Here is a 24,223-nt window from a genome sequence, read left to right as displayed (position 1 = left end):
TAAGCCATGAGGACGATTTCACCAATGCGACCGATGGAGATGACGATCTCCTTCATGCGTGGCCGACCGTACGCGGGATACCTGTATCTTGAATCGCATAGGGCAGACAAGTCGGCCAACACAAAGGAAATGCGCGCGGGGCTTGTCGTTGATTTCAATGCGGACGGTCAGCCGCTCGGTGTCGAGATTCTCCGTTTCGACGCGACGGTGGTCGCTGACCTTGTGGAACTACTCGGTGAACTCGGGGTTGATCCGATGCCAAGTGGCGAGCTGGGGCAGCTGGAGAAACTCGCCGCGTGACCTCACGCCTGCGCATCATCGTCGGCGGGCTTGTCGGCCAGTATCCGTTGGGCGGGGTGGCGTGGGATTACTTCCACTACGTCCTCGGTCTGGCCGAGCTTGGGCATGAGGTGTACTACCACGAGGACACGTGGGTCTGGCCACACGATCCGCGCAAGAACTATCCTGTCGACGATCCGAGCTACACCGTCGATTTCATCCGGGGCTTCTTCGAACGCCACGCGCCGCACCTGGCCGACCGCTGGTGCTATGTGCTCCTGCATGACAAGCACTTTGGCATGAGCAAGGCGGCGTTCGACGAGGTCTGCCGCACGGCCGACGTCTATCTCAACGTCAGCGGCGCGTGCTTTTTGCCCGACAACCTCGGCCCGCAATGTAAGCGTGTCTTCCTCGACACCGACCCCGGCTACAACCAGATCGTCCTAGAAACCAAGCCGACGTGGAGCGAGAACGTCGACCGCTGGGCCGACACGGTGCGGGCGCATGACGTGCATCTGACGTATGCGGAGAACCTCTACGCCGACGACTGCCTGATCCCTCGTTGCGGCATCGATTGGAAGCCGACGCGTTGCGTGGTGACGTTGCCGCAATGGAAAGCTTTGCCCGCGCCCAAGCCCGGAGCGCCATGGACGACGATCATGACGTGGGGATATTTCAAGGGGAAGCTCACCTGGCAGGGCGTGGACTACGGGCAGAAGGTGCCGGAGTTCGAGAAGTTCGAGACGCTGCCGAGCCGGACCGACGTGCCGCTCCGCATGGCGGTGGCGGGACACCAGTTCGACCCGGGAAAGATCGGCGGTCTTGGCTGGGACTTCCTCGACGGACAGCAAGCCACGCTCATGCCCGAGAGTTATCAGGACTTCATCGCGACAAGCGTCGGCGAGTGGTCGGTGGCGAAGAACGTGTACGTCGCCACGCGCAGCGGGTGGTTCAGCTGCCGGACCGCGTGCTACCTCGCGGCCGGCCGGCCGGCGGTCGTGCAGGAAACCGGCTGGAGCAAGTACCTCCCCAGCGGCCCGGGTTGCCGGGCGTTCACGACGATGGCCGAAGCGACCGAAGCGCTGGCCGAGATGCAAGCGGACCTTCCGACCCACCGCGCCGCCGCCTACGACTTCGCCCGTGAGCACCTCGCGCCGGACCGGGTGTTGCCGCCGATGCTCGACGCGATCCAGTCATGACCGCTTCGCTCAACATCGTCGTCGGTGGGTACATCGTCGGACTGCCACTGGCGGGGATGACTTGGCATCACCTGCATTATCTGCTTGGCTTGGCCCGTCTCGGGCATCGGGTGACGTTTCTCGAAGACAGTGGGGCGTTCGCGGTGCCGTACAACCCGATGACGTTCGCCACCGAAGCGGACCCGAGCTACGGGATCGCGTATCTGCGGCGATGCTTCGCGGCTGTCGGGCTGGAGATTCCGTGGTGCTATGTCAGTCGCCACACCGGCCCGGGCGAACTGACGCACTTTGGCTTGAACGAACGTGAGCTTCACGACGCGATCAAGTCGGCCGACCTGTACATCTCTGTCAGCGGGGTTACGCCGTGGCACGCGTCACGCCCTCGACCCCGTCGCACGCTCGGCATCGACACCGACCCCGTCTACACGCAAGGCAAGATGCCCCGTGATGCGGAGTTCGACACGTACTGGCGTGACTTCGACCGCCGTGCGACGTTCGGGACGAACCTTGGCACGCCCGGCTGTGACGTGCCGACGCACGGGCTCGACTGGTTCCCGACACGCCAGCCGATCGTGCTGGACCAATGGCCGGTCACGCCGGTGCCGAACGACGGGGCGTTCACGACCGTCGGCCAATGGGACCACGACTCCGATCGACACGTCGATGTTGCCGGCAGCCGATTCCTCAGCAGCAAAGCCCCGGGCTGGCTGTCCTTGCGAGACCTACCGGATCGGGTACCCGCCAGCTATCGGCCGGCCATGTCAAAGGTGCCGGGCGACGTGGCCAAGGCGTTTGCGGACCGTGGTTGGACGTTCACGGATCCGACCGAGCCGTCGTTGTCGCTTGACGCATACGGCGGCTACATCGGTGCCAGTCTGGCGGAGTTGACGCCGGCCAAGCAGATTTACGCGGGCAGTCATTGCGGCTGGTTCAGCGACCGCTCGGCGTGCTACCTCGCGTCGGGTCGGCCTGTCGTGACGCAGTCGACGGGCTTCGAGCAGCATCTACCGACCGGCGAGGGCCTCCTTGCTTTCGCGGATATTGCTGAGGCCGCTGCGGCTGTTCGGACCATCCTGTCGGACCCCCAACGCCATGCGACCGCAGCACGCCAAATCGCCGAGTGGCATTTTGATGCACGAGATTTGCTGCCGACGCTGCTCTGTTATGCGTTGGACTGAATCTGCCGGTTGCGAAGAGATTGAAACTTCTTTACGGGTTCTCAAGTAAGCCGATCCATCGTTAGCTTTCCCGCAGGGCGGGCTCCCATGCAAGAGACAGCCGACATGACCGAAGCCGAGTTACGCCGCGAGATCGAACGTCTACGCGAACGGGAACAACGCTACGCCCAGCTCATCGGCTGCACCGACCCGACCAAGCTCGAGCACGACCTCCGCAACGTGCTCAACGAACTGGCCATGTTGCGTCGGATAGCCGAACTCGACGACGACGATTAGGATGGTCGCCCATGGCTTGGACCGACATCCTTCGGAAGCGTCTCGGCCAGGCTTTTGGGCTTTACGGCGACCTCGTCGAGTCGATCCCGCCGGATGCGTTAATGCACAAGCTGCCCGGCCTGGCTTCCAACACGATCGGCGAGCAGTTTTGGTGTGTCGTGGGGGCACGTGAGAGTTATGCCCGGGCAATCCGCTCGGGTCAGTGGGAAGGGTTTGCCTGCTCGCTCCAGGACGTCAGCGACCCGGGAACGGTTGCCGATGCGCTGCGTGGCTCGGCCAACGCGGTGATGGATGCACTCGGCGAAGGGGCCGAACTCGACTCGGCACGGATCGAACTTGCCCTTGCCCTGCTCGAACATGAATCGGCCCACCACGGTCAACTCATTCGCTATCTCTACGGACTTCGACTCCCGATCCCGCCAAGTTGGAAGGCGCGTTACGCTCTCGATTGACGTGTTGGCCAATCGCGTGGCCGTGCTTGATTCGCGGCAGCGGTTGTCTAGGTTCCACGGATGTCCACCCCGACCGCCAACGGCCTCCTCGCCGGTAAAACCGGACTCGTCCTGAACATCGCCAACGATCGCTCGATCGCATGGCATATCGCGCAGCAATGTGTCAGCCATGGTGCCGACGTCGGGTACGGCTTTCTGTCGGCGAACGAAAAGATGGAACGGCGTGCCCGCAAGGCGATCGAGGCGATTGACGGCATCCCCGACGACTACTTCCTGCACGGCTGTGACGTCGGCTCGGACGAGTCCATCGCCGAGTTCTTTGATGCTGCCAGTAAGCGGTTCGGCAAGATCGACTTCCTCGTGCATTCGCTGGCGTTCGCGGACCGCACTTACCTCGCGAAGGGCAAGTTTCTCGAGACACCGCGTGACGTGTTTGCCCAGGCGTTGGACATTTCGGCGTACTCGTTGATCGGGCTGACCCGTGCGGCCGCGCCGCTGATGAGCGATGGCGGCAGTGTCATCGCGCTGACCTACCTCGGCAGCGAGAAAGCTGTTCCCGGGTACAACGTTATGGGCGTTGCCAAGGCCGCGCTGGAGTCGGCCGCCCGATACCTCGCTTTCGAGCTCGGCGAGAAGAACATCCGTGTCAACAGCCTCTCCGCTGGCCCGGTCCGCACGCTCAGCGCCATGGCCGTCGGCGGCATCGACGAGATGTTCGAGCACACCGAACGCAAGGCACCGCTCAAACGCAACATCGAAGGCGACGAAGTCGGCAAGACCGCGCTCTACCTGCTCAGCGATCTGAGTAGCGGCGTCACCGGTGAATGCCATTATGTAGACGCCGGCTTCCGGCAGGTCGGGCTGTAAATCATCACGGCCGGTGAGACCGAACTACTCGTCCGGCCGATTCTTGAGCGCCTTGATGTCCCGAAACATCTGGGGGAGCTTCTCGAGTAAGATGGCGGTACGGAGGAAATTTCGGTGGTTGACGGCCGGCATGCCACCAAGGTGCGCGCCCGGCGGGACGTCTTGGGCGATGGCCGCGCGGGCCGAGAAGGCCGCACCATCCCCGATCGTGATGTGGTCCCGCACCGAAACATGGGCCGCGAACACGACACCGTCGCCGACCGTGGTCGATCCGGCGATGCCCGTCCCGCTCACGATGATGCAGTGCTTCCCGATGCGGACGTTGTGGGCGATTTGGACAAGGTTGTCGATCTTGGTGCCCGTACCGATGACAGTCGGCTGGGCGGCGTACTTGCTGCGGTCAATACAGGTGTTGGCCCCGATCTCCACATCGTCGCCGATCTCGACATGGCCGAGGTGCGGGACGCGAACGTGGGCGGATCCGTCCCAGCGATAGCCGAACCCGTCGGTGCCGATCACGACGTTGGCCTGGAGCGTGACGCGATCGCCGAGGATCGTGCCGGGGCCGACGTAGCAGTTCGGGCCGATGTAGCAGTCACTTCCCATCACCACCGATGCGTCGACGACGGCCGACGGGTGTACGCCCGTTGCGCGGGGCGGGGCGAACTGGCGGACCACCGAATGAAACGCGGCTTCTGCGTCCGCGACCCGCAGCACCACGGGCGATTGCGCACGGGTGGGTAGTTCGACACTGTCGGCCGCGATAACCACGCCGGCACCCGTTGTCTCGAGCAGGTGGACGTACCGCTGGCTCCCAAGCAAGGCGACCTCGTCGGGCCCGGCATGTTCGAGGGTGTTGGGCGCTCGTACGACGCGCTCGGACTCCGCCCCGGGCGGTGTCGTGCAGCCAATCAGCGCGGCAATTTCCGCAACCGTCATCATGTCGTTTACTCGGCCGCTTGGAAGTTGGCGTCGATCCTGGCGATCACGTCTGCGCTGATGTCCAGCGTGGTGTCGTGGTAAGGCATACGCATGCTCAGAACGAACTGCTGAAGTTGCTGCGGCGAGAGCTGGCCGAGATTTTCGGGGAGTGACGGGTCGCTTGAGAGTACGACCTGGACGCCGCGTGCCCGGGCGACCTCGGCGATGGCTTCCTCGATTTTGCCTTGCACCTGTGCGAGCAGTTCACGCTGTTCGTTCTGGATCTGCACCTGCTCGAAGTTTTGCCATGCCTGGAGATCGACCTGGGCTTTGATGAACTCGGACCGCTTGGCCTTGTATTCGTCGGAGCCGACGGCGAGCATCTCGAGCGAACTGCCCAGGGCGCGGATTTGATCCTGTCGTGCCTTGAGTGCGGCACCGAGTTCCTGTTCGCGACCGGCGAGGCGGGTGTTGATGTTCTGGACGAACTGGTTTTCGCGGAACACGCGGGGCAGGTCGACGATCGCGACCGCCGTGGAGGGCTGGGCGGCGTTCTGGGCCACCGATTCCCGCCCGACGAGCACGGCAGCAAGCAGCGCGGCGAGCAAAGAAACGGCAATCAACGGGCGGTTCTTCGTCATGGTCCGGTAAGTGTATGGACCCTCCCCCGAAAGTGCAGCCGGTATCAACAAAAGCACGCGGCCATCGGAACGAGCTCGGACGTCAAGGAATGTACCCGAGCGAGAAACTGACCAGTTGGATGTCGTCCTCTTCCTCGCTGGTGATCGGGAATCCGAAGTCGATGGCGATGGGCACCTGGCCGAAGACCGGCAGGGTCAGGCGTACGCCGGCTCCGGCGGCGGTGCGGATGCCGTCGAAGTCGACGCCCATTTCGTTGGTGCCGAAGTCAACGAACGCGACGCCGCGCAGTGCATCCGAGAGCAGCGGGTACTCGATTTCGGCGGTGCCGACGAACGAAAATTCGCCGCCGATGCGGTCGTCGTCGGGGCCCGATCGGGGGGAGATGCCGCGGAAGGCGAAGCCGCGGACACTTCGGATGCCCCCCTCGAAGAATCGCTCGAAGAAGGGCGCGTCACCGGTGATGAAGCCTACATCGGTCGCGACGCGGAAGACGGTCTTGCGGTCACGCAGGTCTTCGTTGAGCAGGATGAACCAGTCGAAGGTGGCGGTGTAGCGCTGGAAGTTTTCGTTGCCCCCGAGTAAGCCGTAGAAGTCGGCACCGGCGGTCAGGATCGTGCCGGTGGTGGGTACGAACCGGCTGTCGGTCGTGTTTCGGCGGAAGAGCACGCTGAGGCTGTCGAGCGTGGTGTTGCCCTCTTCTGCCAGAATCTCGAAGGCGCGAATTTCCTCGTCGGGAATGTCGAAGATATCGACGTCCTCGATGCGGGCGGTGCCGGAGATGGAATAGACGCGGTCCTCGTCGAGGAAGCGACCGAGCGTAATCCGAGCGCCGGAGCGGCCGATGTTGAACTCCGTTCGGCTGCGGTTGCGGATGAAGGCCTCGGTCGTCAGCGAATAGGGCTGATCGAAAAGGTAGGGCTCGGTGAAGAGGATCGAGGCGTTGGTCGTTTCGTCGCCGGGCTCGATGCGGATCGAGAGGGTTTGGCCCGCACCGGTGAAGGCTTCGCCGCGTCGGATTTGGTCCCAACTGCCCGGCACGTTGGTGATGTCGAAGTTACGTTGGGTGTAGGAGATGGTGCCGCCGAAGCCGCCGTTGGAGTTCACGCCCGCAGCAAATCCGACCGTCGCGGTTTGCGCTTCCTCGACTTCCACGATGAGGTCGCGGAAGTTCGGGTCTTTGCCCACCGGCGTGATCCGCACGTCGGCGAAGCTCGGAACCGAGAGCAGGCGTTCGTTGGCCTGGAGCAGAACCTTCGTGTCGTACAAATCGCCCGGTGCCAAGCGGAGTTCACGGAGGGCGACCTTGTCCTGGGTTTTACGGTTGCCTCGGACGATGACGTTGCCGACACGGAAGGGCTCGCCCTCGTTGATCTCGAAGACAAGATCGACGCTGCCGGGCTCTAGCTTGTACTGCGGCCGCGCGGTGACCTGCAGGTAGTCGGGATCGTTGGACTGCGGGTCGAAGAGCCGGCCGAACGGGGCGTAGCTCTCGACTACACGCCGCACGTCCCGGCGGATGAGCGCGTCGTCGTAGGCCATACCGGGCTCGGCCTTGAGCAACTCACGCAGTTGCTGCTCGCCTTGTATGTTGTTCCCGACGAAGCGGATCGCGTCGATCGTGTAACGCGGTCCCTCATCGACGAGGAACTCCACCTGCACCTCACGTTGGTTGGCGCTGAACCTGAGCCGGCGTCCGACTTTCGCGTCGAAGAACCCCTTGCTCTCGTAGAACCGCACCAGCAGTGCCACGTCGTCCTCGATCGCGTCTTCGTCGAACGTGCCCCGGCGGAGCAGCGGAATCCACGTGCGCGAGCGGATCTGTTTCTTGAGCGCGTCTTCGCTGAACGATTCGTTGCCGATGAAGTCGATGTTGCGGACGCGGACGTTGGGACCTTCGTTAATGGTGAAGACCAGTTCGCCGGTGTCGGCGGCCGCCTGTGCGTCCACGGAGACGCGGGTCAACGGAAAGTTCCGCGCCTCGTAGAACGTCTCGATCGACTGTTGGGCCAACGAGATTCGGAACTGGTCGACCGCTTCGCCGGGGTTGAGATCGACCAGGCTGCGGAGTGTTTCGTCGTCGACGGCGCGGTTGCCGCGGAACGTGATGGACTCGATCGGCCGAAGCTCGCTTACGATGAACACCACGTCGACGCCGCCGTCGGCGGTCGGCACGACGTCGGCCGTGACCGAGCGGAAGCGACGTGTCGCGTCGAGCCGCTGGTAGTCTTCCTGCACCGTGAGGTGATCGAACTGCGTACCAACGTCGGTTCGGATGAGGTTGAGGATGGTCTCGTCGGAGACGCGTTGGTTGCCCTGGATGGTGACCGTTCGGATGGGACGGTTGTCGAACTCGCTCGCGGCGGCGGCGGGAACGGGCGGGAGCGCCGGCTCGGCCGCGTCTTGTCCGTATGCCGGAAGGCACAGCATGCCGCAAACCACAAGGGCTGCCGACTTCCGGACCATTCGATGTAGAGGGCGTCCACGCAAGGTGGCGAGAAGTGTAAAGGGCCGCGCGCGCGTGTCAAAGCGACTGGTGGGGGCTAGCCCAGATAAGACTTGGTCTTTCGTCCGGCGAGGTAGCTCTCCATGATGCAGTTGGAGAGCTCGCCCGAGGATGTGTAGAACGCCACGCCCTTGGTGAGCTTGGCGAGTTGGTCGACGAAACCCACCCAGTCCATGCCCCAGTAGTCCTCGACCAGCGCGAACGTGGCGATGCGACAATCCTGCTTCGTGCAGAGCAACGCCTCCTTGAGCGTCGCCGCCGTCGAGCGCGGGTCGGGCGGGTAGAGCAGGTAGACGAACTCGCCCTCGACGTGGGCGGTCGGCTGGCCGTCGGTGATGATGAAGATTTGCTTGTTCTCCGCCCCGCGGCGTCGCAGGATCTGTCGTGCGAGTTGCAGACCCATGTGCAGGTTGGTGAAGTGTTGCGGCCCGGCGTCGAGCTGGTCCTTCGGCACCCGCACCCGCACCGTGCTGTCGTAGATCGTCACCGGCTTGGGCATGAGCAGCGGCAACTGCATCTCCGGCACCCGCTGTGCGCCGCTGTAGAAACCGACGAAGTCGATCGTGTCCTGCGGGAACCTTTGTCGCACCAGCGCCTGCATCGCCAGGGCGACCTTCTTGGCCGAGAGGTACCGGCCGTAGCGCATCATGCTGCCCGACTGGTCGATGAGCACGACCGTGCTGCAGGAGGTCAGGCCTTCGTGCAGGTGCAACTCCATATCACGCTCGTCGAAGGCAATGCGTTGACCGGACTGCGGCAGGCCACGGCGCTGCAGGGCGTTGTGGATCGTCTGGTGTAGATCGACTTCGGAGACCGGGTCGCCGTACTGGTAGACCTTGGTGCCGTCGATCCGCTCGCCGCCGTGTCCGGGGGTGGTCTTTTCATGCCCCTCGCGCTGGCCACGCTGGAGGTTCTTGAACACTTCCTCCAGCGCTTTCTGTTGCATCCGCGTCACGGCCCGCGGCGTCATGCGGAGTTTGCCGTTGCCGTCCTTGTCGAGCATGCCTTCCTTGATCAACTGATCGATCAGGTCCTGGATGTTCGGATCTTCCTGGGACTCCATCATGTTCTGCAGCGCGTCGAGGGCGTCCTCGCCGTGCTGGAGCAGGAAGTCCATGAGATTGCCGGTGTCGAAGAGCGAATCCGGTGTCGGAAACTCCTCGCCGTCGAACTCGCCGTAGGCATACTTCACAGTGCCATATTAGCGGAATCGGTCAGGGCAGTTTCGGAAAGTCACAGTCGGACGGGGACTTTGAACGTCGCGTCATCGGTGGCGATTTCGATGTCGGTCGTGCCGACGGCGACCAGCTCGAAGCTCACGCCTTCGACAGTGAACGTATCGCCCGTGCGGTAAAGCTTGCCGTCGATCGTGCAGCGGAGATCGTTGCCGACCGCGATGATGCTCTGGACGCGGATGAACGTCGCGGCGGTCAGGGCGGTCTCGTCGTGGTCGCCGGCGATCTGGCGAGTACGGGCGGCTTCGAAAAGGTTCGCGCGGATCGCCAGCCTGTTCCGCACGGTCGGCGCGTCGTTGAGCATCGTCGGCCAGTCGGCGAGTACGGTGCGGGTCTGCACGTCGAGTTGCTGTCGGTCCCACTGCGGCAGCGGCTCGACGGGCACGGCGACGTACGTTCCCGACGCCGGTGTCGGTCCACCGACGAGGTGGTACGAAAGCCAGCCAGCCGTGATGGTGAGCAACGCCGCAACGACCGTGAGCCGACGGACCGACATTCGGCCGGTCCGTTGCGCGGTATTGCCAACTTGATCCGTCGTTCGTTCGTGCGCCTGATCCATGGCGATGTTTCTCCCTCGGTCGATCAATCGTCGGGCCGGAAGAACAAACTCAACTCCATTCTCACCAGCATCGGCTCATTGGGCTCTTTGACCTTCCTCAGATCGAGTCCGGTAACGCGCATGACCTGCGGCGAGGCCTCGAGCGTGAGCAGGAACTGGTAGAACGCGTCGAACGTTCCCAGCAGGCGGAGTGTCAGGGGCAGTTCGCTAAAGGCTGGCTCGCGACGCATCGGTGCGGTGGCGCAGCTTTCCATGTTCAGACCGTGCCTTTTCACCAGCGTGACCAGCTCGTCGACGAGCGTTTGCGACTCCCGCTCCGCCGGCAGGGCGTCGTTGACCAGCCGTAACGCGTGGTCAACTTCACCAGGCCGAGCGGCATCGGGGGAGGGCCGGCTGTGGGTCTCTCGAAGTTCGTCGAGGTGGTCACGCATGCGGGCTTCCTCGTGTAAAAGGGCGGCTCGTCGTTGGTCCGCGACACGGATGCCGAACCACCAGACCGAGGTCAGGATGAGTACGACCGCGACGGCGACTTGCGTGTTCGGGCTGACGCCCAGCGTTCCGGCGAGCGGCTTTTTCGTGTGTTTCACAACCCCACCTCCACATCGAGTTCGGCCTCGAATCGCACTTTGTCCGTGGGCACAACGCGCAATCCGCCTTCGTCGCTGAACAGGTGCGAGGTGCGCAGCCGGGACATGAAGGCCGAGGTTTCACGCGTCGTGTCAGCCCGGCCGACGATGGCGAGGCTCACGTCGTAATCCAGGCGTGTCGCGTCGTCGGTGTTTTGTCGCTGGGTTGAGAGCCGAAGCTGTTCGAGCGCGACACCGGTCGGCAACGCGTTGCCGAGGGCCCGCAGGATCGCGGAGCGGGGCGTGGTCTCGGCGAGGGCGTCGATCAGGCTTGCCCGGCGGACCAGCGCCTGCTGTTGCCGGGTCTGTACGTGTTGCGTGTCTCGCAGCCGCATCTCCGCGGCCAGCGCCTCGGTGGCGACGGCATTGGCGTACTCGGCGTTACGCAGCGTTTGCGTCGACCACCAACCCCACACGAACACCAGCCCGATCGCGACGACGAGCAGCCACCTTCGGACAAACGGACCGGCAACTTGATTCGGATCGGACATACCCGGAACGTCCGATTCGGTGTTAAGCGGGGCAAGTTGGAAAGAACAGGGACGTCCGATTTTCTAGTCGTCACCGAAGAACTCGGCGGCAATCGCGTCGGCCAAGGGGATGCCTGTGTCGGTTAGTCGCATGCCGTCTTCGTCCGCGACCAGCAGGCCACGCTTGGTGAGCATGTCGATCGTGTCGGCGTGCGAGTGTCGCAAGTCGAGTTCGTCCCAACACAGCCCGGCCGCGGTGCGTAGGGCGAGCCAGGTGCGTTCGGATGCCCGGGCGTCTCTGTCGAGGCGTTCGGCGTCGATCGCAGCGTGGCCGACGGTATCGATGCCGCGTTCCCATTTGCCGATGTGCGGCGCGTTACGCCAACGGGTGCCGTCGACATGGCTCGCGGCGGACGGGCCCAGGCCGATGTAGTTCTCGCCGTGCCAGTAGTGGAGATTGTGGAGCGACTCGTGGCCGGGTGCAGCGTAGTTGGAAATCTCGTACGGCGGCAGTCCCGCATCGGTGAGCGTTCGGCGCGTGTGCCAGAGCATCTGCAACTCGAGCGACTCCTCCGCGGCGTCGACCTGCCCCAACCGTTGCCGCACACCCAGCGGCGTGTTGGGCTCGTAGGTCAGTCCGTAACACGAGAGGTGTCGCGGTCGAAGTTCCAACGCCGCCGCAAGCGTCCTCTCCCACGAGGCCAAAGTCTGCCCCGGCACCGCATAGATCAGGTCGATCGACCAACGTTCGTACCCGGCCGACCTCGCCAACTCGACGCTCCGTGGGACGTCATCGGGATCATGGTGTCGTTCGAGATTCGCCAGGTCGTCGCGGTCGAAGGACTGTGCCCCGAACGACACGCGATCGACGCCGTGATCTCGCATCATGCGTAGGTAGGTACCGTCGGCGGTCGCGGGATTGACTTCGACGGTCCACTCCCGCACGGCCGAGAGATCGAGCCGTTCGCCAAGCCCGACCAAGAGTTGACGCATGTCGTCAAGCGGAAGCAGCGATGGTGTCCCCCCGCCGAAGAAGATCGTATCGACGCCGAGCCCCGCGTATCCGTCGGCTTCGACGAGCAGTCGATCCACGAACGCCGACATCCGCGCCGGCGTCTGCCGCGTGATCGAATAGAAGTCGCAGTAGTGGCACTTGTGAAAACAGAACGGGACATGTACGTACAGGCCCGCCACGGACGCCGGCCGCGGCGGGTCAAACGCCACGGACGAGTCGATGACGGTAAGCGTTTTCACGGGGAAAGTGGGCGATACTGGACTCGAACCAGTGACTTCTGCCATGTGACGGCAGCGCTCTAGCCAACTGAGCTAATCGCCCGGTGCGGCCCCAACGATAGGACCGGGCAGGTGCGAATCAACCGGGAGACTCATTCGGGCCGGGTGTGGAGCGGCGGAGCGGGCGGGAGCGCGGGTGTGGGGTACCGGGCGTCGACCGAGGCCCGCCATGTTTGCAAACGCCGACGCAGGTCGGCAGCGATGTCCGGCTCGTCGGCAGCCCGGTCGCGGGCCTCGCCGATGTCAGTGGCGAGGTCGTACAACTCGACGCGGTCATCCTCGTAAAACTCGATGAGCTTCCAACGCCCGGCACGGATCGCGCTGCTGGGTGTTCCGCCCTGGTTGCTGTAGTGCGGGTAGTGCCAGTAGATGCCGGGGCGATCGAATGCGACCTCCGGCGACCGCAGCAACGGCAGCAGGCTCTCGCCATCGATCGGAAGATCCTCCGGCAGCTCCATCCCCGCTGCCGAGGCGAAGGTCGGTAGGATGTCCGGCGTCGTCACCGGCACGCCGCACTCGGCACCCGCCGGCGTCACGCCCGGCCAGCGCATGATGAACGGCTCACGCAGGCCGCCGTCGGCCGTCCAGCCCTTGCCCTCGCTCAGCGGTGCGTTGCACGTCGGCGAACCCTCAGCGGTAGCCAGTCCGCCGTTGTCGCTGGTGAAAAGCACCAGCGTGTCGTCGGCCATGCCGAGTTCATCGAGCGCGTCGAGGAGTCGGCCGATGTTGGTGTCCATGTTCTCGACCATCGCCGCGTAGGCCGGATCGCTCTGGATGATGCGGCGTTCGATGCGTTGGTCTGCTTTGTGACGTGTCGGAAAGTGTTCGCCGGGCACGATCACGTCCGCGCGGTCGAGGCCCAGACGCTCGGCCTTGGTCCGGTACTTTTCGACGAGCGGTTCGGGTGCCTGGATCGGGACATGCACGGCGTAGTGGCTCAGGTGCATGAAGAACGGACGGTTGTCGTCGGCCGCGGCGTGGAGTTCGTCGATCGCCTCGTCGGTCAGGCGGTCGGTGAGGTACTCGCCATCGGGACCATCGGGCAGGTTGGCCTCGGCGGGCATGCCATAGGGGCTGAAGAAGCCGTTGTTGGGAAGCCCCCGACTACAGCCGGCGATGTTGCGGTCGAAACCGGCGTCGAGCGGCCCGTGGCCGTTGCGGGGATTGCCCAGGTGCCACTTGCCGATGTGGCCGGTGCGGTAGCCGGCGTCACGCAGGAGGCCGGCGATGGTCACGGCCCCATCGGGCAGATGATGGCGAAAGGGTGGCCCGGCGAGTTTGCCGGTCGCATTGCCAGGGATGAAGTTCGTGAGGTTGAGCCGCGCGGGGTACTGGCCGGTGAGCAGGCTCGCTCGGGTCGGCGAACACACCGGTGCCGCGGCGTAGCCATCGGTAAACCGAACCCCTTGGGCCGCGAGTCGATCGAGACGCGGCGTCTCGTAAAACGTGCTGCCGTAGCAACCCAGGTCCGCCCAGCCCAAGTCGTCCATGAGGATCACGAGTAGGTTCGGCCGGGCCATGCCGACAAGTTACCCGAGTGGGCTTCTCGCCACCATGCTCATGCGTTGCCGCAAATGTCGGCAAGCTTGCTCAGGTTGCTGGACGCGACCGTTTCGACGGGCTCGTCAGTGTATTGGTTTGAAGTTGCGAGCCCGCATCTGGCTCGGGTCGTCCCACCACTTGGGGAAGCTGCCGCCGGCCAAAAATGCATCGAGCAATGGATCGTTACTCGCCTTCATTCGGGCTTCCATCTTCTTCCGCAGATCGTCCTTGACTTTCGCGTACTCGGGATCGTCGATCAGATTCCGTCGGCTCCAGGGATCACGCGATAAATCGTAGATTTCTTCGCGAATCAGCTCGTCGCCTACCCGGCGGTAGCGCGCGAACTCGACATACGCTTCCAAGTCTTCTCGTCCGGTCTGCTCGGCGGCTTTCTCGATCGCTTGCATCGATCGGCCCTGCATGTTCTCGGTGTCCTTCCTCCGGCCGTCCGCCCAGAAGTTGACGATGTATGAGTATCGCGGTGTGGTCACCGCGCGACTTGGGTAAACGATGCGGCCCGGCTGTTTGAAGTTGTTCGTGGTCAGCACCGCGTCGCGATCGGTTTGATCATCGCCGCGAATCAAGGGCCAAAGGGTGCGGCCATTGAGATCATCGGGCGTGGGTGCATTCGCGACTTCAAGAAGCGTCGGCATCAAGTCGAGCGTCGAGACCATGGGGGCATCGCGAGACGTCGCGCCAGGCACATGCCCGGGCCAACGAAGGATCAGGGGCGTTTGCGTCGAATGCTTGAAGAGGTTGTTCTTGCCCATCGGCAGCGATGCGCCGTGATCGCTGAAGAACACGAAAAGCGTGTCGTCGAGCAGACCTCTTTTGTCAAGAAGGTCCAGAACAAGTCCGAGGGTGTGGTCGGCCCGGCGCACGCTCGTGTAGTACTCGGCCAGCTCACGTCGGACCGGCCCCAAGTCGGGCACATAGGGGATGACATACGCATCCTCGGCGGTGGTAAACGCGGGAAAAACCGGGGCCGGTGGATTGTCCCAGTCAGGGTGGTTTCGGCGGCGGTATTCGATGTAGTTGCGTTCCTGATCGGAAGCCGCAAACGGGCGGTGTGGGTCGGTCGTGTTGATGCCGAGATAGAACGGACCGTCCTTTTGTGCGGCTTTATCCAGCATCACCCGCGCAGCTTCGACGTAGCCTTGCGGATTGCGGCCGTAGTCAGGCGTGAAGTCGACGAACGCATCCCATTCGAAGCCGCCGTAAGCACCGCCCTTGCCGATCGAGCCAGCGAAATAGCCTTGTTCGCGGAGCAGGTCCGTGAGCGAGACGACGTCGGGATCGATGCGGACAAACCCATACGACCCGTTGGCGTGCGGATGTTTGCCGGTCATCATGCTTTGCCGGCAGGGGGCACAGGCGGGCGTGGACACATGTGCGTTGGGAAAGTTGGTTCCTTCGGCTACCAAGCGGTCGATGTTCGGCGTGAGCCCGGCCATCGGGTTGCCGAAAGCGTTGACCGACGTGAAGTCCATGTCGTCGACGGTGAAAACGACGATGTTGGGCTTGGATTGAGCTGGCAGTGCTCCAGCGCGGGAAGCCATCGCAAGGCTCAAGCCGACCGTGATGAGGAGCCAACTTTTGATCAGAGCGATATTCATCGGCTTGATTGGTCGGTGTCCGGCATGTCCGGTGCGGGGGTACCGTTGCCGGGGAACTCTCCGAACTGGCCGGGGAGGTCGGCAAGTTGGTCGGCGAGTTCGAGGCGGAGCGTCGCGAGAATATCGGCGTAGGCCGGGTCGGCCGCGAGGTTCACCTGTTCGTTGGGATCTTCGGCGAGGTTATAAAGCTGGTCGCGGTCGAAGTAGTGGGGGTGCTTGCGCATCGGGCCCCAGGTGTTGTCGACGCCGCCGGGGATGTCCATGATGTGCGGGAACGGGTCGGTCGCTTCGTTGGCTTCCCGGCGTCGGCCCATCGCGTCACGGCGGGCGAACCACTTGTCGAGGATGGCCTGCCGGTCTTCGAGGCTCATGTCCTCGATGTAGGGTGACGGGCGGAGGGCAATGTACTTCCAGTCGCCGATGCGGATGGAGCGGGAGTAACCGATCTCGCCGTAGACCGACGTGCGTGTGGCTTGAACTTGGCCGCTGATGACCGGGGCGGCGCTGACGCCGTCGAGGGTCGCGGCATGCACGGTAGGGTCGGCACCGGCCCAGGCGAGCATCGTCGGTGCGAGGTCGACGCTGCTGATCAGCGCATCTTCACGGCGCTCACCCTCGATCCAGCGGTCGGGGCCGTAGACGAATGAATATGTCTGCATGCCGCCCTGGAACACCGACGTTTTGCCGGCTTCCACGCCGTGATCGTTGAAGTAGATGATGATGGTGTTGTCGGCGATTCCGAACTCCTCGAGCTTGGCCTCGAGAGCGGCCATGGCCGAGTCGATCCAGACACCGTTGCCGCGGTGATCGTCTTCGATGCCGGCGTTTTCAAGGGCTTTGGTGATGTCCCACTGCGACGCGAGGATTTTCACTGGCTCGTCGAGCATGCCGATCGGCGTGATGCGGCGATCGGCCCGCCACGAGTAGCGTGGCGCGTTCGGACCGTGCGGAAGCGTGCTGGAGTAGAACAGGAAGAACGGTTTCTCGTGGTTGTCTTCGATGAACTCCAGCGCGCCCTCGGTGATCCAGTCGAGGTTGTGCGCGAGCAGTGCACCGGGGCCGTTGGGGTGGAGGTTGTCGTGGTAGAGCCGTTCGGCATAGTCGAAACCCGATGCGTGAAATGCTCGGCGGACTTTATCCTGATTATCAATGAGACGTTTTGCGACGGTCGGGTCGTTGATGTCCTCGTCGTGACGTGATCGCTTAAAGCCCTTGACTTCGACGACATGGTTCTTGCCGACCATGCCAGTGACGTAGCCGGCTTCCTTGAGAAGGTGGGCGATCGTGCGTGTCTCGCCCGGGAGGATGTGGGTGTTCTGTCCGGTCGGTGGAAATCCATGCAGGGCGAAGCGTTTCCGCATCTCGTCGTTGGTCGCGCGGCTGCCGTAGGTACCAGTGAGCGCGCTGAACCGCGTCGGGATGCAGACCGCCGACGGGACGTGCATGCCGTCGAGGATGACGCCCTGCTCGGCCATCCGGTCGAGCGTTGGGGTGTAGTTGGCCGGCGAGCCGTCGTCGTTGCGGCCTTCGGGGAGTTGGTTGATCCGTTCGCGATACTGGTCGTCGACGATGAAGAAGATGATGTTGGGCTGGCCTGCTTCTTCGGCGTCGTTGATGCGATTGGCGTTGCGTTCGGCCGCGCGTTCGAGTGCGGTCTTGGCGGGGCGGTCTTTGCCGTCGCGGAGATCTTCTCGGGTGAACTGGGCCAGGGCGGCCGAGCCGCAAATGGAAACAAATGCAATCGAAGCGATCGCACGATGCAGGATTGGTCGGATCATGTTGGTGAGGACTTTGTGGAGTGTTGGCCACGGTGTCAACGAATGCGATGAACTTCGAGCCAATCGAGGATCAACTCGATCCGGGTATACGCGACGTTGGTGAAAGTGTCTGCGCCGCCGTAGTAAACCGCGATCCGGCCGGTTTCGCCGTCGCACAAGGCGGCGCACGGAAAGATCACGTTTGGCGTCAGCCCGGTTGTCTCGTACGGCATCTCCGGCGTGAGCACATACCCGTCGCCACGCATGAGCACCTTGTCCGGCTCGTTGAGGTCGAGCAGCGCGACGCCCATGCTGTAGACCAGTCCGTTACACAGCTTGGTGACGGCGTGGTAGAACAGCAGCCAGCCGGCCGAGGTCTCGATCGGTGCGGGACCCGCGCCGATCTTGAGATTCTGCCACCAGCCCGGACCGCTCGCGCCCATGACGTAGCGGTGTCGGCCCCAGTGGATCAGGTCGGTACTTCGGCTCAGATAGATGTCGCCGAAGGGCGTGTGGCCGCTGTCGGACGGTCGGCTGAGCATGACGTAGTCGCCGTCGATCTTGCGCGGGAACAGCACGCCGTTTCGGTTGAACGGAACGAAGGCGTTTTCGAGTTGGTGGAACGTTTCGAAGTCGTCGGTGTAGCCGAGTCCGATGGTCGGGCCATGGAAGTCGTTGCACCAGATGACGTATTGCCGGCCATCGATGGGTACGACGCGCGGGTCGTACTGGTAGCCGTAGTCGGCCGAACCTTGCTTGATCGAGCCGTCGGCCTGGCGGAACAGGATCGGCTCGTGATCGAAGTCCCAGGCGAGACCGTCGGCGCTACGGCCGACGTGGAGGAACGGCAACCCGTTGCGGCCGTCATTGCGGAAGACACCCGCGAAGCCGCCTTTCCAAGGGACAACGGCCGAGTTGTAAACGCGATCCGCACCGGGGAAAGGGCGTCGGTCGATGATCGGGTTGGCGGCATGACGCCACATCGGCTCGTTGTCACCGGCCGGGCGTTCTTGCCAAGGCATGTTCGGCAACGCCGATGCGATTAGCTTCGGGCCGGTGGAAGCGGTCAGTGCGGGGTCGGTCGGTGTGTGCATCAGTGAGCCTCCACGGCGGTCGTTGGGACGAGTGCTTCCCAGCCAGCGTCCAGCAATGCGGCGTGTTTGGCGACGATTTCGGCGTAGGCAGGGTCGTCGGCGAGGTTGCGGTCGACGATCGGGCCGTCGGCTTGGTCGTACAACTCGCGAGCCAACACTTCGCCGGTCTCGAAGTCACGCCATTCGGTGTAGCGGTATCGTTCGGTGCGAATGCTGAAGCCTTCGCCGTCGGGGTTGCGACGGTCGTAGTACGACAGGGCACCACGCTTCCACGGCGTACTCGGCTCGCTCAGCAGCGGCACGAAGCTCGTTCCCTGAACATGCTCCGGCACGCTCATCCCGACCAGCTCCGCGACCGTCGGGTAAAGGTCGATCAGCTCGACCAGCGCGTCGCTGTCGTCGGACGAGACGCCCGGCCCGGCGACGATCAACGGTACGCGCGTGTCGATTTCCATGTTGGTGTACTTCGACCAGTCGCCGTAGTCGCCGAGCTTGAACCCGTGGTCGCTCCAAAGGATGACGACGGTGTTGTCGAGCAGGTCGCGTGCTTTAAGGTCATCCATGAGCCGCCCGACTTGTGCATCCACGAAACTGATGCAGGCGTAGTACCCGTGGATGTACTCCAGGGTCTTGGCATCGTTGACGTTCCTCGAACGGTTGCGGGGAACATCGCCGTAGAGCCGCATTTCGTACCAACTTGGTACCAGCGAATACTCCGGTGCTCCGTCAGGCTCATCGCGTGATGGCAGTGTGATCTCCGAACGGTCGTAGAGATCCCAGTACTTCTTGGGCGCGACGAACGGCAGGTGCGGTTTGTGGTAGCCGACGGCCAGGAAAAACGGTTCGTCGGCATCCTCGTTCATGTGCTCGTCGAGGAGTGTGAGCGCCCGGGTGGTGATGCGATGGGTTTGGTAGTTTTCGTCCGGTGCGTCAGCGGATTCGGCGGCGTTGCCCCGGCCATATCGCCAACGTGCCGACGAGCCTTCTTCCTTGATCTTCTCACGCTGGCGTCGTTCGGCTTCCCGGTTGCTCTCGAGTTGATAACTGCCGCCACCGGGACGAAGTTGCTTGTCCCAAGCACCTTCCCCTTGCGTGTCATAGGTGTGAAAGATCTTCCCGACCGAGAGCGTCGTGTAACCGCCGGATCGCAGGTACTCGGGGAGCGTGAGTGCCTCGGCGACGACGCGATCAATGACTTTCTTGTCTCGGGAGTCGGTGGCGTTGACGCCAGGAACACCCGGCCGCAGCCCCGTCATAAGGCTGGTGCGCGAAGGAGCGCAGAGCGACTGTTGGCAGTATGCCCGGTCAAACCGAACGCCCGACTCGGCGAGCCCATCAATGTTTGGACTGTGGATCAGTTCATTGCCGTACGCTCCCAAGTCCGGGCGAAGATCGTCAATGGCGATGAAAAGGATGTTTGGTCGTTCCGGGAGTTCATCCGCAAGGGCGGTGGACCCGAACAGCGATCCGGCGCAGGCTGTCACGGCAAGAAGAAGTCGATTGATCATCGGGTGGGTTGGTAGGGGGTTACTCGGCAAACAAACCAGCGTAGGTCGAAGCAATCCGCAGTTCGTCGACAACGGTGCGGGTAAGTTCTCCGTCGACGGACTTCTGGCGACGCAGCTGCAACGATCCAAACTCGCTGCTTTCGTGCCAGATCCGGCCGGTCACCTCGATCACCGCATCATCGTCGGCGGGCTCGCTGTCTGATTCCGGGTTGACGAAAAAACGGATGGTGTCGTCATCACCGTCGGCCGGGTCGATGTCGACGCGGAGTACGAGCAGGGCGGTCTCGCCGACAGCAACGGCCGTTTCACTCGCCGAAGCGGATTCGGGGTCACCCGTCGTCTGATACCGCAGCAACGGCTGGCCGTCGGACAATCCGAAGTCCAGCGGCCCCTTGACCTCGTCCTCGCGGCCGACATTCATCGCAATGATGCCCCGCTGGCTGTCGTCGAGCCTGACAAGGTAAGAGATGAACAGCTGATCCGCGTCGGCGGGGAGTTCGGCGGACATCAGCCGACCGGTCTGTGCAAACTGTCTGTTTCGCGTGGTGAGGCGCAGGCAGCCTGGCTGGCTGGGGAGCCCTTCGTATTCAAGGCCATCGTCAGGAACAATGCGTGCGTCAAAGTTTTGCACGTACCAGCCACGCTCCGTGTCGAAGCCGGTTACTTCCGGTGCCTGTTGGTCTAAGCGTCCCGCGTCGTACATGGCCGCGTCGAACGACTCGCGCAGAATGAGCTGGTCTGATTCGAGTCCGACCGTTGCGACGGCTGTCGCGCCGACGAGCGTGGAACAGAGAAGGGTGATGGAGGAGATGCGGTTCATGGCTTGGCGGGTATGGGTAGAAAAAGCCCGGCTCCCGGTGAAGCGGGAGCCGGGCTGTGGAGGTTGAAACTTAGCGGGTGATCAGCGTTGCCGACGACGCATGCCGAGCATGCCGAGGCCACCGAGAACGCTCAAAGCGGCCGTGGGTTCAGGGATGGGAACCACAGATTCAAAAGTGGTTCCGACACGGAACTCGTCGAAGGTGAACGAGGTGGTTCCAGCAAGAGTGCCAGGCTCATTTTCGACAAAACGAATCGCACCTGGCCCGAAGTTCGTATCAGCATCCCAAAGCTGGGCCGTACCGGTTAGTACAGGAGTGGCCGACTCAAGGATCGTGTCACCCTCGTTGAATGCGAACAAAGACCAATTATCGTCGTCACCCTCGGCATCATTGATATCCACACGCAGCACGAGCAGAACCGTCGTGTCGGCGGTGTAGAGGCTACCGGTCGTGCGTGAAACAACGTTACCGCCTGTGGTATTGACATTAACACCAAAATCGTCGCCAATAATACCGAACTCCATCGGGCCACCACCTTCGCTACCGACGCGGCCAAGGAAGGCGGAGGTGAGAAACTCATTCAAACCCGTCGGGGAGCCGCCAACCATGGTTTCACTGCGGTTCATCAATACGCCGACGAATAGGCTGTCGGTAACGGCTGAAGCGTCAGCGGTGATCAGACGTCCGCTTTGGTCGAAATTACCGGCCGTGTTGGTGGCGATGACCGCACCACCACCACCCAGACCATTGATTGTCAGGCCCGCCGCGTCAGCAACATAGGTTCCTCCATCGGCGCCCCAGTTGTTTGTCGGTCCGAAGCCGAACGTGTCAGGGTTCGTGCCTTCGATGGTGGAGCCGACCGTATAGATCCCGGCCGCGTCGTTGCCGGGATCAGCCGGGCCAACAATGAACGAATCACTGGCAAGAGTCGCCGCGTGGGAGATCGCGGCAAGGCCGAACGTTGCCGCAACTGCGGCAGAGAGTGGGATGTTCTTGAGCATGTTTCCTCCAAGTGCTAAACGTAACAAAGGGTAAATCCACGACTGACCATCAGTCATGGCCTCGCGTATTGAGATTAGTCGCCGAGCCAGAAGCCTTCCCAGCGGATTTGCTCGCGGGCTTCTTCTGGGGTCGGGTCAGGATTGGGAATGTCGTCGAACACGATCGTCTGGGCGTGCCCGTCGGCATAAGCGATGGTGTTCTTTTCAAGGTGCGGAAGTCCGGCGAACTTGAAGGGCTGTTCGAGACTGCCCTGCTGCATACGCCAAGCGTCTTCGTTTTCAGACTCGGACTCGATGAGAAGCATCGTTTCCGAGGCGTTCTTGACGGCGGTCAGACGCTTGAAGCTGCCGCGCAGTGTGTTGATGTTGAGCGTCGATGTCGGGCTCTGCGTCACGGCCTCGTATTCGTCGCTGTCGATGCCGAGCGTGCCATTGATCGCATAGCCCGATTTCCAGGGATTGAACACGCCCGGCTCGCTCTCGACGAACGAGTTTGGGCGGTCTCGGCCGCGTGGGCAGGTGTAGATCGAGTCGTTGGCGATCTCGAGCCAGCGTGCCCAACCCTTGTCGTTGATCTGGAGCGTCTCGTCGGTCAGAACCGGCATGATATAGTCCCGGTGCCAGCGGGCCGCGCTGCGGAAGCGAGCATTGGGCGCGACTGGGTTTTCAAATCGGTTCAAGACGGCAAAGCTCGGCGTTGTTCTAGTGCGAATCCCGGGCGGGATGCCATTCTCGTACTCGACGGCATACAGCGAGACGCCGGTGGCGAGTTGGCGGATGTTGCTCTGGCAGGCCACGACGACCGCTGAGGCACGGGCTCGTTGAAGGCTTGGCAGCAGAATGGAGATGAGCAGGGCAATGATGCCGATGACCACGAGCAGTTCGACGAGTGTGAACCCGGTGGATTGCTGGTGGGTTGGGGTGCTTTGAGCCATGGAAACTCCTTCGGAGAAGTCTACACAATCATTTGTGTAGGGGAAAGCCGAAAAGCCGGAGATTCTCCCGGGCGTGCCGAAAAATGCCCGAAATTCTGGCCGTGTCAAGATTTACCGCCGACGCCTCGCATTGATGTCGAGGCCCGTTCCACCAGTTGACCGACAAAAAGGACATCGGACGACGCATCGCCGGTTCGGTTAATGCCCAAATCGGCCGCCGCTTTGCCCAAATCGTACGGGCGTTGGTCGATCGTGGTCAGTGGTACGTCGCCCCGGCCGTAAAGGTCGTTGCCATAGCCGACGACCGAAAGATCTCCCGGCACTGACCGCCCGACCCGAAGTGCCGCCCGGCAGACATGGCGAGCCATGTGGTCGCTGCCGGCGACGATGCCGGTAATGTCCGGCCGTTCGCGGAGCATCCGGATCGCTTCGTCCTGCACGTCGTCGTTGTCGACAACGAGGTTCACCATCGGGGCGTCCGGGCCGAACACCTCCAGGAAAGCCTCCCGGCGTTGCCGGGACCAGGTCGTATCACGGTCGTAGCCGACGAACCCGATGGTTTGGTGTTGCAGCTTTCGAAGATGCTCGGCGATTAGTTTCATCGTTGCCGGTTCGTTCATCCCGACGAACAGGGCCGACTCGGCGTCGGGCAGTCGGTCGTCGATCATCACGACACGCCAACCGCGGTTGCTGAGCATCGCGAGCCGTTGACGTGCGTTGTCCTCTTGCAGGGGCCAGGAGATGATCGCGTCGACCCGCCGGTCTTCGAGGTAGTTGATGCGATCCAGTTCTCGTCGGGCCGAGCCGGTCGGATCGACGGGCGATCCGGTCAGTGATTGGCTGCCGGTGGAAAAGATCAGACGTTCGTCGCTGTTGGCCGAGACGGTTTCCGGGCGTTGGTTGGCATCGTGTGGGTCGAGTGTCGGATGGACCAGCGCGTGGGGCCAGAGCACGAGCGGAACCTTCTCCGATTCGAGCAGCGTGTCGTGAACGCCAAAGAGCACGCCGGTCCAGAAGGTGTCGTACGGGGCGATGAAGACACCGATGGTCTGGGTCTTACCAGTCCGCATGCCGCGGACGATGAGGTTGGGCCGCCAGCCGAGCTCGGCCGCGGCTTTGCGGACGCGGTCTTGTGTGTCCTGGCTGTATTCCTCGAGCCGTTGATTGCGCAGTATCCTCGACACCGATGTCACCGACGTCCCGCATCGCTCGGCGATGTCCACCAACCTCGGTGTCGATTGAGCCATTGGTGTTATCACAATCGCAGTCGGCCCCGAAGACAAGCGAAACTCCGAACATTCATCGAATTGCGGCTACTGATGGCCCGCAATAGGAGGCTGACCGATTCCGGGCGTACTTCCCATCACGGTTCGCGAGACAGCCCGGTCGCTGTTTTTCAAGACGAGGTTTGGGCCGGTGGTTTCGTGTCACCGCTCTGGTCCGCGGCCG

General features: G+C 62.9%; 23 protein-coding genes and 1 tRNA gene. 6 read left to right on the top strand and 18 right to left on the bottom strand.

Annotated elements, in window-relative coordinates:
• Nucleotides 1–6 precede the first annotated feature (6 nt).
• From AAGD32_05495 to AAGD32_05470, 6 genes are all read left to right on the top strand, one after another.
• A complete protein-coding gene (locus AAGD32_05495) occupies nucleotides 7–300 on the top strand; it encodes a DUF2283 domain-containing protein (protein MEM8873696.1) in 294 nt (97 codons plus the stop codon).
• A complete protein-coding gene (locus AAGD32_05490) occupies nucleotides 297–1,478 on the top strand; it encodes a glycosyltransferase family 1 protein (GenBank protein ID MEM8873695.1) in 1,182 nt (393 codons plus the stop codon). The genes AAGD32_05495 and AAGD32_05490 overlap by 4 nt, the downstream gene beginning before the upstream one ends.
• Complete coding sequence (locus AAGD32_05485) at nucleotides 1,475–2,656, top strand: glycosyltransferase (protein MEM8873694.1); 1,182 nt, start codon at nucleotides 1,475–1,477, stop codon at nucleotides 2,654–2,656. Before AAGD32_05490 ends, AAGD32_05485 begins: the two co-directional genes overlap by 4 nt.
• Nucleotides 2,657–2,743: 87 nt before the next feature.
• Nucleotides 2,744–2,932 (top strand): hypothetical protein, encoded by a 189-nt coding sequence (locus tag AAGD32_05480; GenBank protein MEM8873693.1) that lies wholly within the window; start codon nucleotides 2,744–2,746, stop codon nucleotides 2,930–2,932.
• An 11-nt stretch (nucleotides 2,933–2,943) separates the two neighbouring features.
• The gene (locus AAGD32_05475) at nucleotides 2,944–3,384 is read left to right on the top strand and encodes a hypothetical protein (GenBank protein ID MEM8873692.1); all 441 of its coding nucleotides are present in this window, start codon (nucleotides 2,944–2,946) and stop codon (nucleotides 3,382–3,384) included.
• A 60-nt stretch (nucleotides 3,385–3,444) separates the two neighbouring features.
• On the top strand, nucleotides 3,445–4,251 hold the full coding sequence (locus tag AAGD32_05470; GenBank protein MEM8873691.1) for an enoyl-ACP reductase: 807 nt from the start codon (nucleotides 3,445–3,447) through the stop codon (nucleotides 4,249–4,251).
• A gap of 24 nt (nucleotides 4,252–4,275) precedes the next feature.
• On the opposite strand, the gene AAGD32_05465 is transcribed toward AAGD32_05470, so the two are convergent.
• From AAGD32_05465 to AAGD32_05380, 18 genes are all read right to left on the bottom strand, one after another.
• Nucleotides 4,276–5,193 carry a UDP-3-O-(3-hydroxymyristoyl)glucosamine N-acyltransferase gene (locus AAGD32_05465; protein ID MEM8873690.1) on the bottom strand — a complete coding sequence of 306 codons (918 nt, stop codon included), beginning with the start codon at nucleotides 5,191–5,193 and terminating at the stop codon, nucleotides 4,276–4,278.
• Nucleotides 5,194–5,198: 5 nt separating this feature from the next.
• Nucleotides 5,199–5,813 (bottom strand): OmpH family outer membrane protein, encoded by a 615-nt coding sequence (locus AAGD32_05460; protein MEM8873689.1) that lies wholly within the window; start codon nucleotides 5,811–5,813, stop codon nucleotides 5,199–5,201.
• Nucleotides 5,814–5,895: 82 nt separating this feature from the next.
• On the bottom strand, nucleotides 5,896–8,241 hold the full coding sequence (gene bamA, locus AAGD32_05455) for an outer membrane protein assembly factor BamA (GenBank protein ID MEM8873688.1): 2,346 nt from the start codon (nucleotides 8,239–8,241) through the stop codon (nucleotides 5,896–5,898).
• 113 nt (nucleotides 8,242–8,354) lie between these two features.
• The gene (locus AAGD32_05450; protein MEM8873687.1) at nucleotides 8,355–9,509 is read right to left on the bottom strand and encodes a VWA domain-containing protein; all 1,155 of its coding nucleotides are present in this window, start codon (nucleotides 9,507–9,509) and stop codon (nucleotides 8,355–8,357) included.
• A 41-nt stretch (nucleotides 9,510–9,550) separates the two neighbouring features.
• On the bottom strand, nucleotides 9,551–10,111 hold the full coding sequence (locus AAGD32_05445; GenBank protein MEM8873686.1) for a hypothetical protein: 561 nt from the start codon (nucleotides 10,109–10,111) through the stop codon (nucleotides 9,551–9,553).
• 23 nt (nucleotides 10,112–10,134) lie between these two features.
• Nucleotides 10,135–10,698, bottom strand: coding sequence for a type 4a pilus biogenesis protein PilO (gene pilO / locus AAGD32_05440; GenBank protein ID MEM8873685.1), 564 nt, complete (start codon nucleotides 10,696–10,698; stop codon nucleotides 10,135–10,137).
• Nucleotides 10,695–11,228, bottom strand: coding sequence for a PilN domain-containing protein (locus AAGD32_05435; protein MEM8873684.1), 534 nt, complete (start codon nucleotides 11,226–11,228; stop codon nucleotides 10,695–10,697). The genes pilO and AAGD32_05435 overlap by 4 nt, the downstream gene beginning before the upstream one ends.
• Before the next feature lie 63 nt (nucleotides 11,229–11,291).
• Nucleotides 11,292–12,461, bottom strand: a complete 1,170-nt coding sequence (gene hemW / locus AAGD32_05430; GenBank protein MEM8873683.1) for a radical SAM family heme chaperone HemW — start codon at nucleotides 12,459–12,461, stop codon at nucleotides 11,292–11,294.
• Between the two features lie 8 nt (nucleotides 12,462–12,469).
• Nucleotides 12,470–12,543, bottom strand: a tRNA-Val gene (locus AAGD32_05425).
• Nucleotides 12,544–12,592: 49 nt separating this feature from the next.
• Nucleotides 12,593–14,020 (bottom strand): sulfatase, encoded by a 1,428-nt coding sequence (locus AAGD32_05420; protein ID MEM8873682.1) that lies wholly within the window; start codon nucleotides 14,018–14,020, stop codon nucleotides 12,593–12,595.
• A gap of 105 nt (nucleotides 14,021–14,125) precedes the next feature.
• Nucleotides 14,126–15,658, bottom strand: coding sequence for a sulfatase-like hydrolase/transferase (locus AAGD32_05415; GenBank protein ID MEM8873681.1), 1,533 nt, complete (start codon nucleotides 15,656–15,658; stop codon nucleotides 14,126–14,128).
• Nucleotides 15,655–17,436: a sulfatase-like hydrolase/transferase gene (locus tag AAGD32_05410; GenBank protein MEM8873680.1), complete on the bottom strand. Its 1,782-nt coding sequence runs from the start codon at nucleotides 17,434–17,436 to the stop codon at nucleotides 15,655–15,657. The genes AAGD32_05415 and AAGD32_05410 overlap by 4 nt, the downstream gene beginning before the upstream one ends.
• 35 nt (nucleotides 17,437–17,471) lie before the next feature.
• Nucleotides 17,472–18,437, bottom strand: coding sequence for a glycoside hydrolase family 130 protein (locus AAGD32_05405; protein ID MEM8873679.1), 966 nt, complete (start codon nucleotides 18,435–18,437; stop codon nucleotides 17,472–17,474).
• A 71-nt stretch (nucleotides 18,438–18,508) separates the two neighbouring features.
• Nucleotides 18,509–20,017: a sulfatase gene (locus AAGD32_05400; GenBank protein MEM8873678.1), complete on the bottom strand. Its 1,509-nt coding sequence runs from the start codon at nucleotides 20,015–20,017 to the stop codon at nucleotides 18,509–18,511.
• Between the two features lie 19 nt (nucleotides 20,018–20,036).
• On the bottom strand, nucleotides 20,037–20,837 hold the full coding sequence (locus AAGD32_05395; protein ID MEM8873677.1) for a hypothetical protein: 801 nt from the start codon (nucleotides 20,835–20,837) through the stop codon (nucleotides 20,037–20,039).
• Between the two features lie 81 nt (nucleotides 20,838–20,918).
• On the bottom strand, nucleotides 20,919–21,839 hold the full coding sequence (locus tag AAGD32_05390) for a PEP-CTERM sorting domain-containing protein (GenBank protein MEM8873676.1): 921 nt from the start codon (nucleotides 21,837–21,839) through the stop codon (nucleotides 20,919–20,921).
• A gap of 74 nt (nucleotides 21,840–21,913) precedes the next feature.
• Nucleotides 21,914–22,774, bottom strand: a complete 861-nt coding sequence (locus AAGD32_05385) for a prepilin-type N-terminal cleavage/methylation domain-containing protein (GenBank protein MEM8873675.1) — start codon at nucleotides 22,772–22,774, stop codon at nucleotides 21,914–21,916.
• 104 nt (nucleotides 22,775–22,878) lie between these two features.
• Complete coding sequence (locus AAGD32_05380; protein MEM8873674.1) at nucleotides 22,879–24,021, bottom strand: LacI family DNA-binding transcriptional regulator; 1,143 nt, start codon at nucleotides 24,019–24,021, stop codon at nucleotides 22,879–22,881.
• Nucleotides 24,022–24,223: the final 202 nt, after the last annotated feature.

The organism is Planctomycetota bacterium, from assembly GCA_039182125.1.
Lineage (GTDB): Bacteria > Planctomycetota > Phycisphaerae > Tepidisphaerales > Tepidisphaeraceae > JBCDCH01.
Note: the sequence above shows the minus strand (reverse complement) of the source record. Positions and strands in the feature narration are given on the sequence as shown.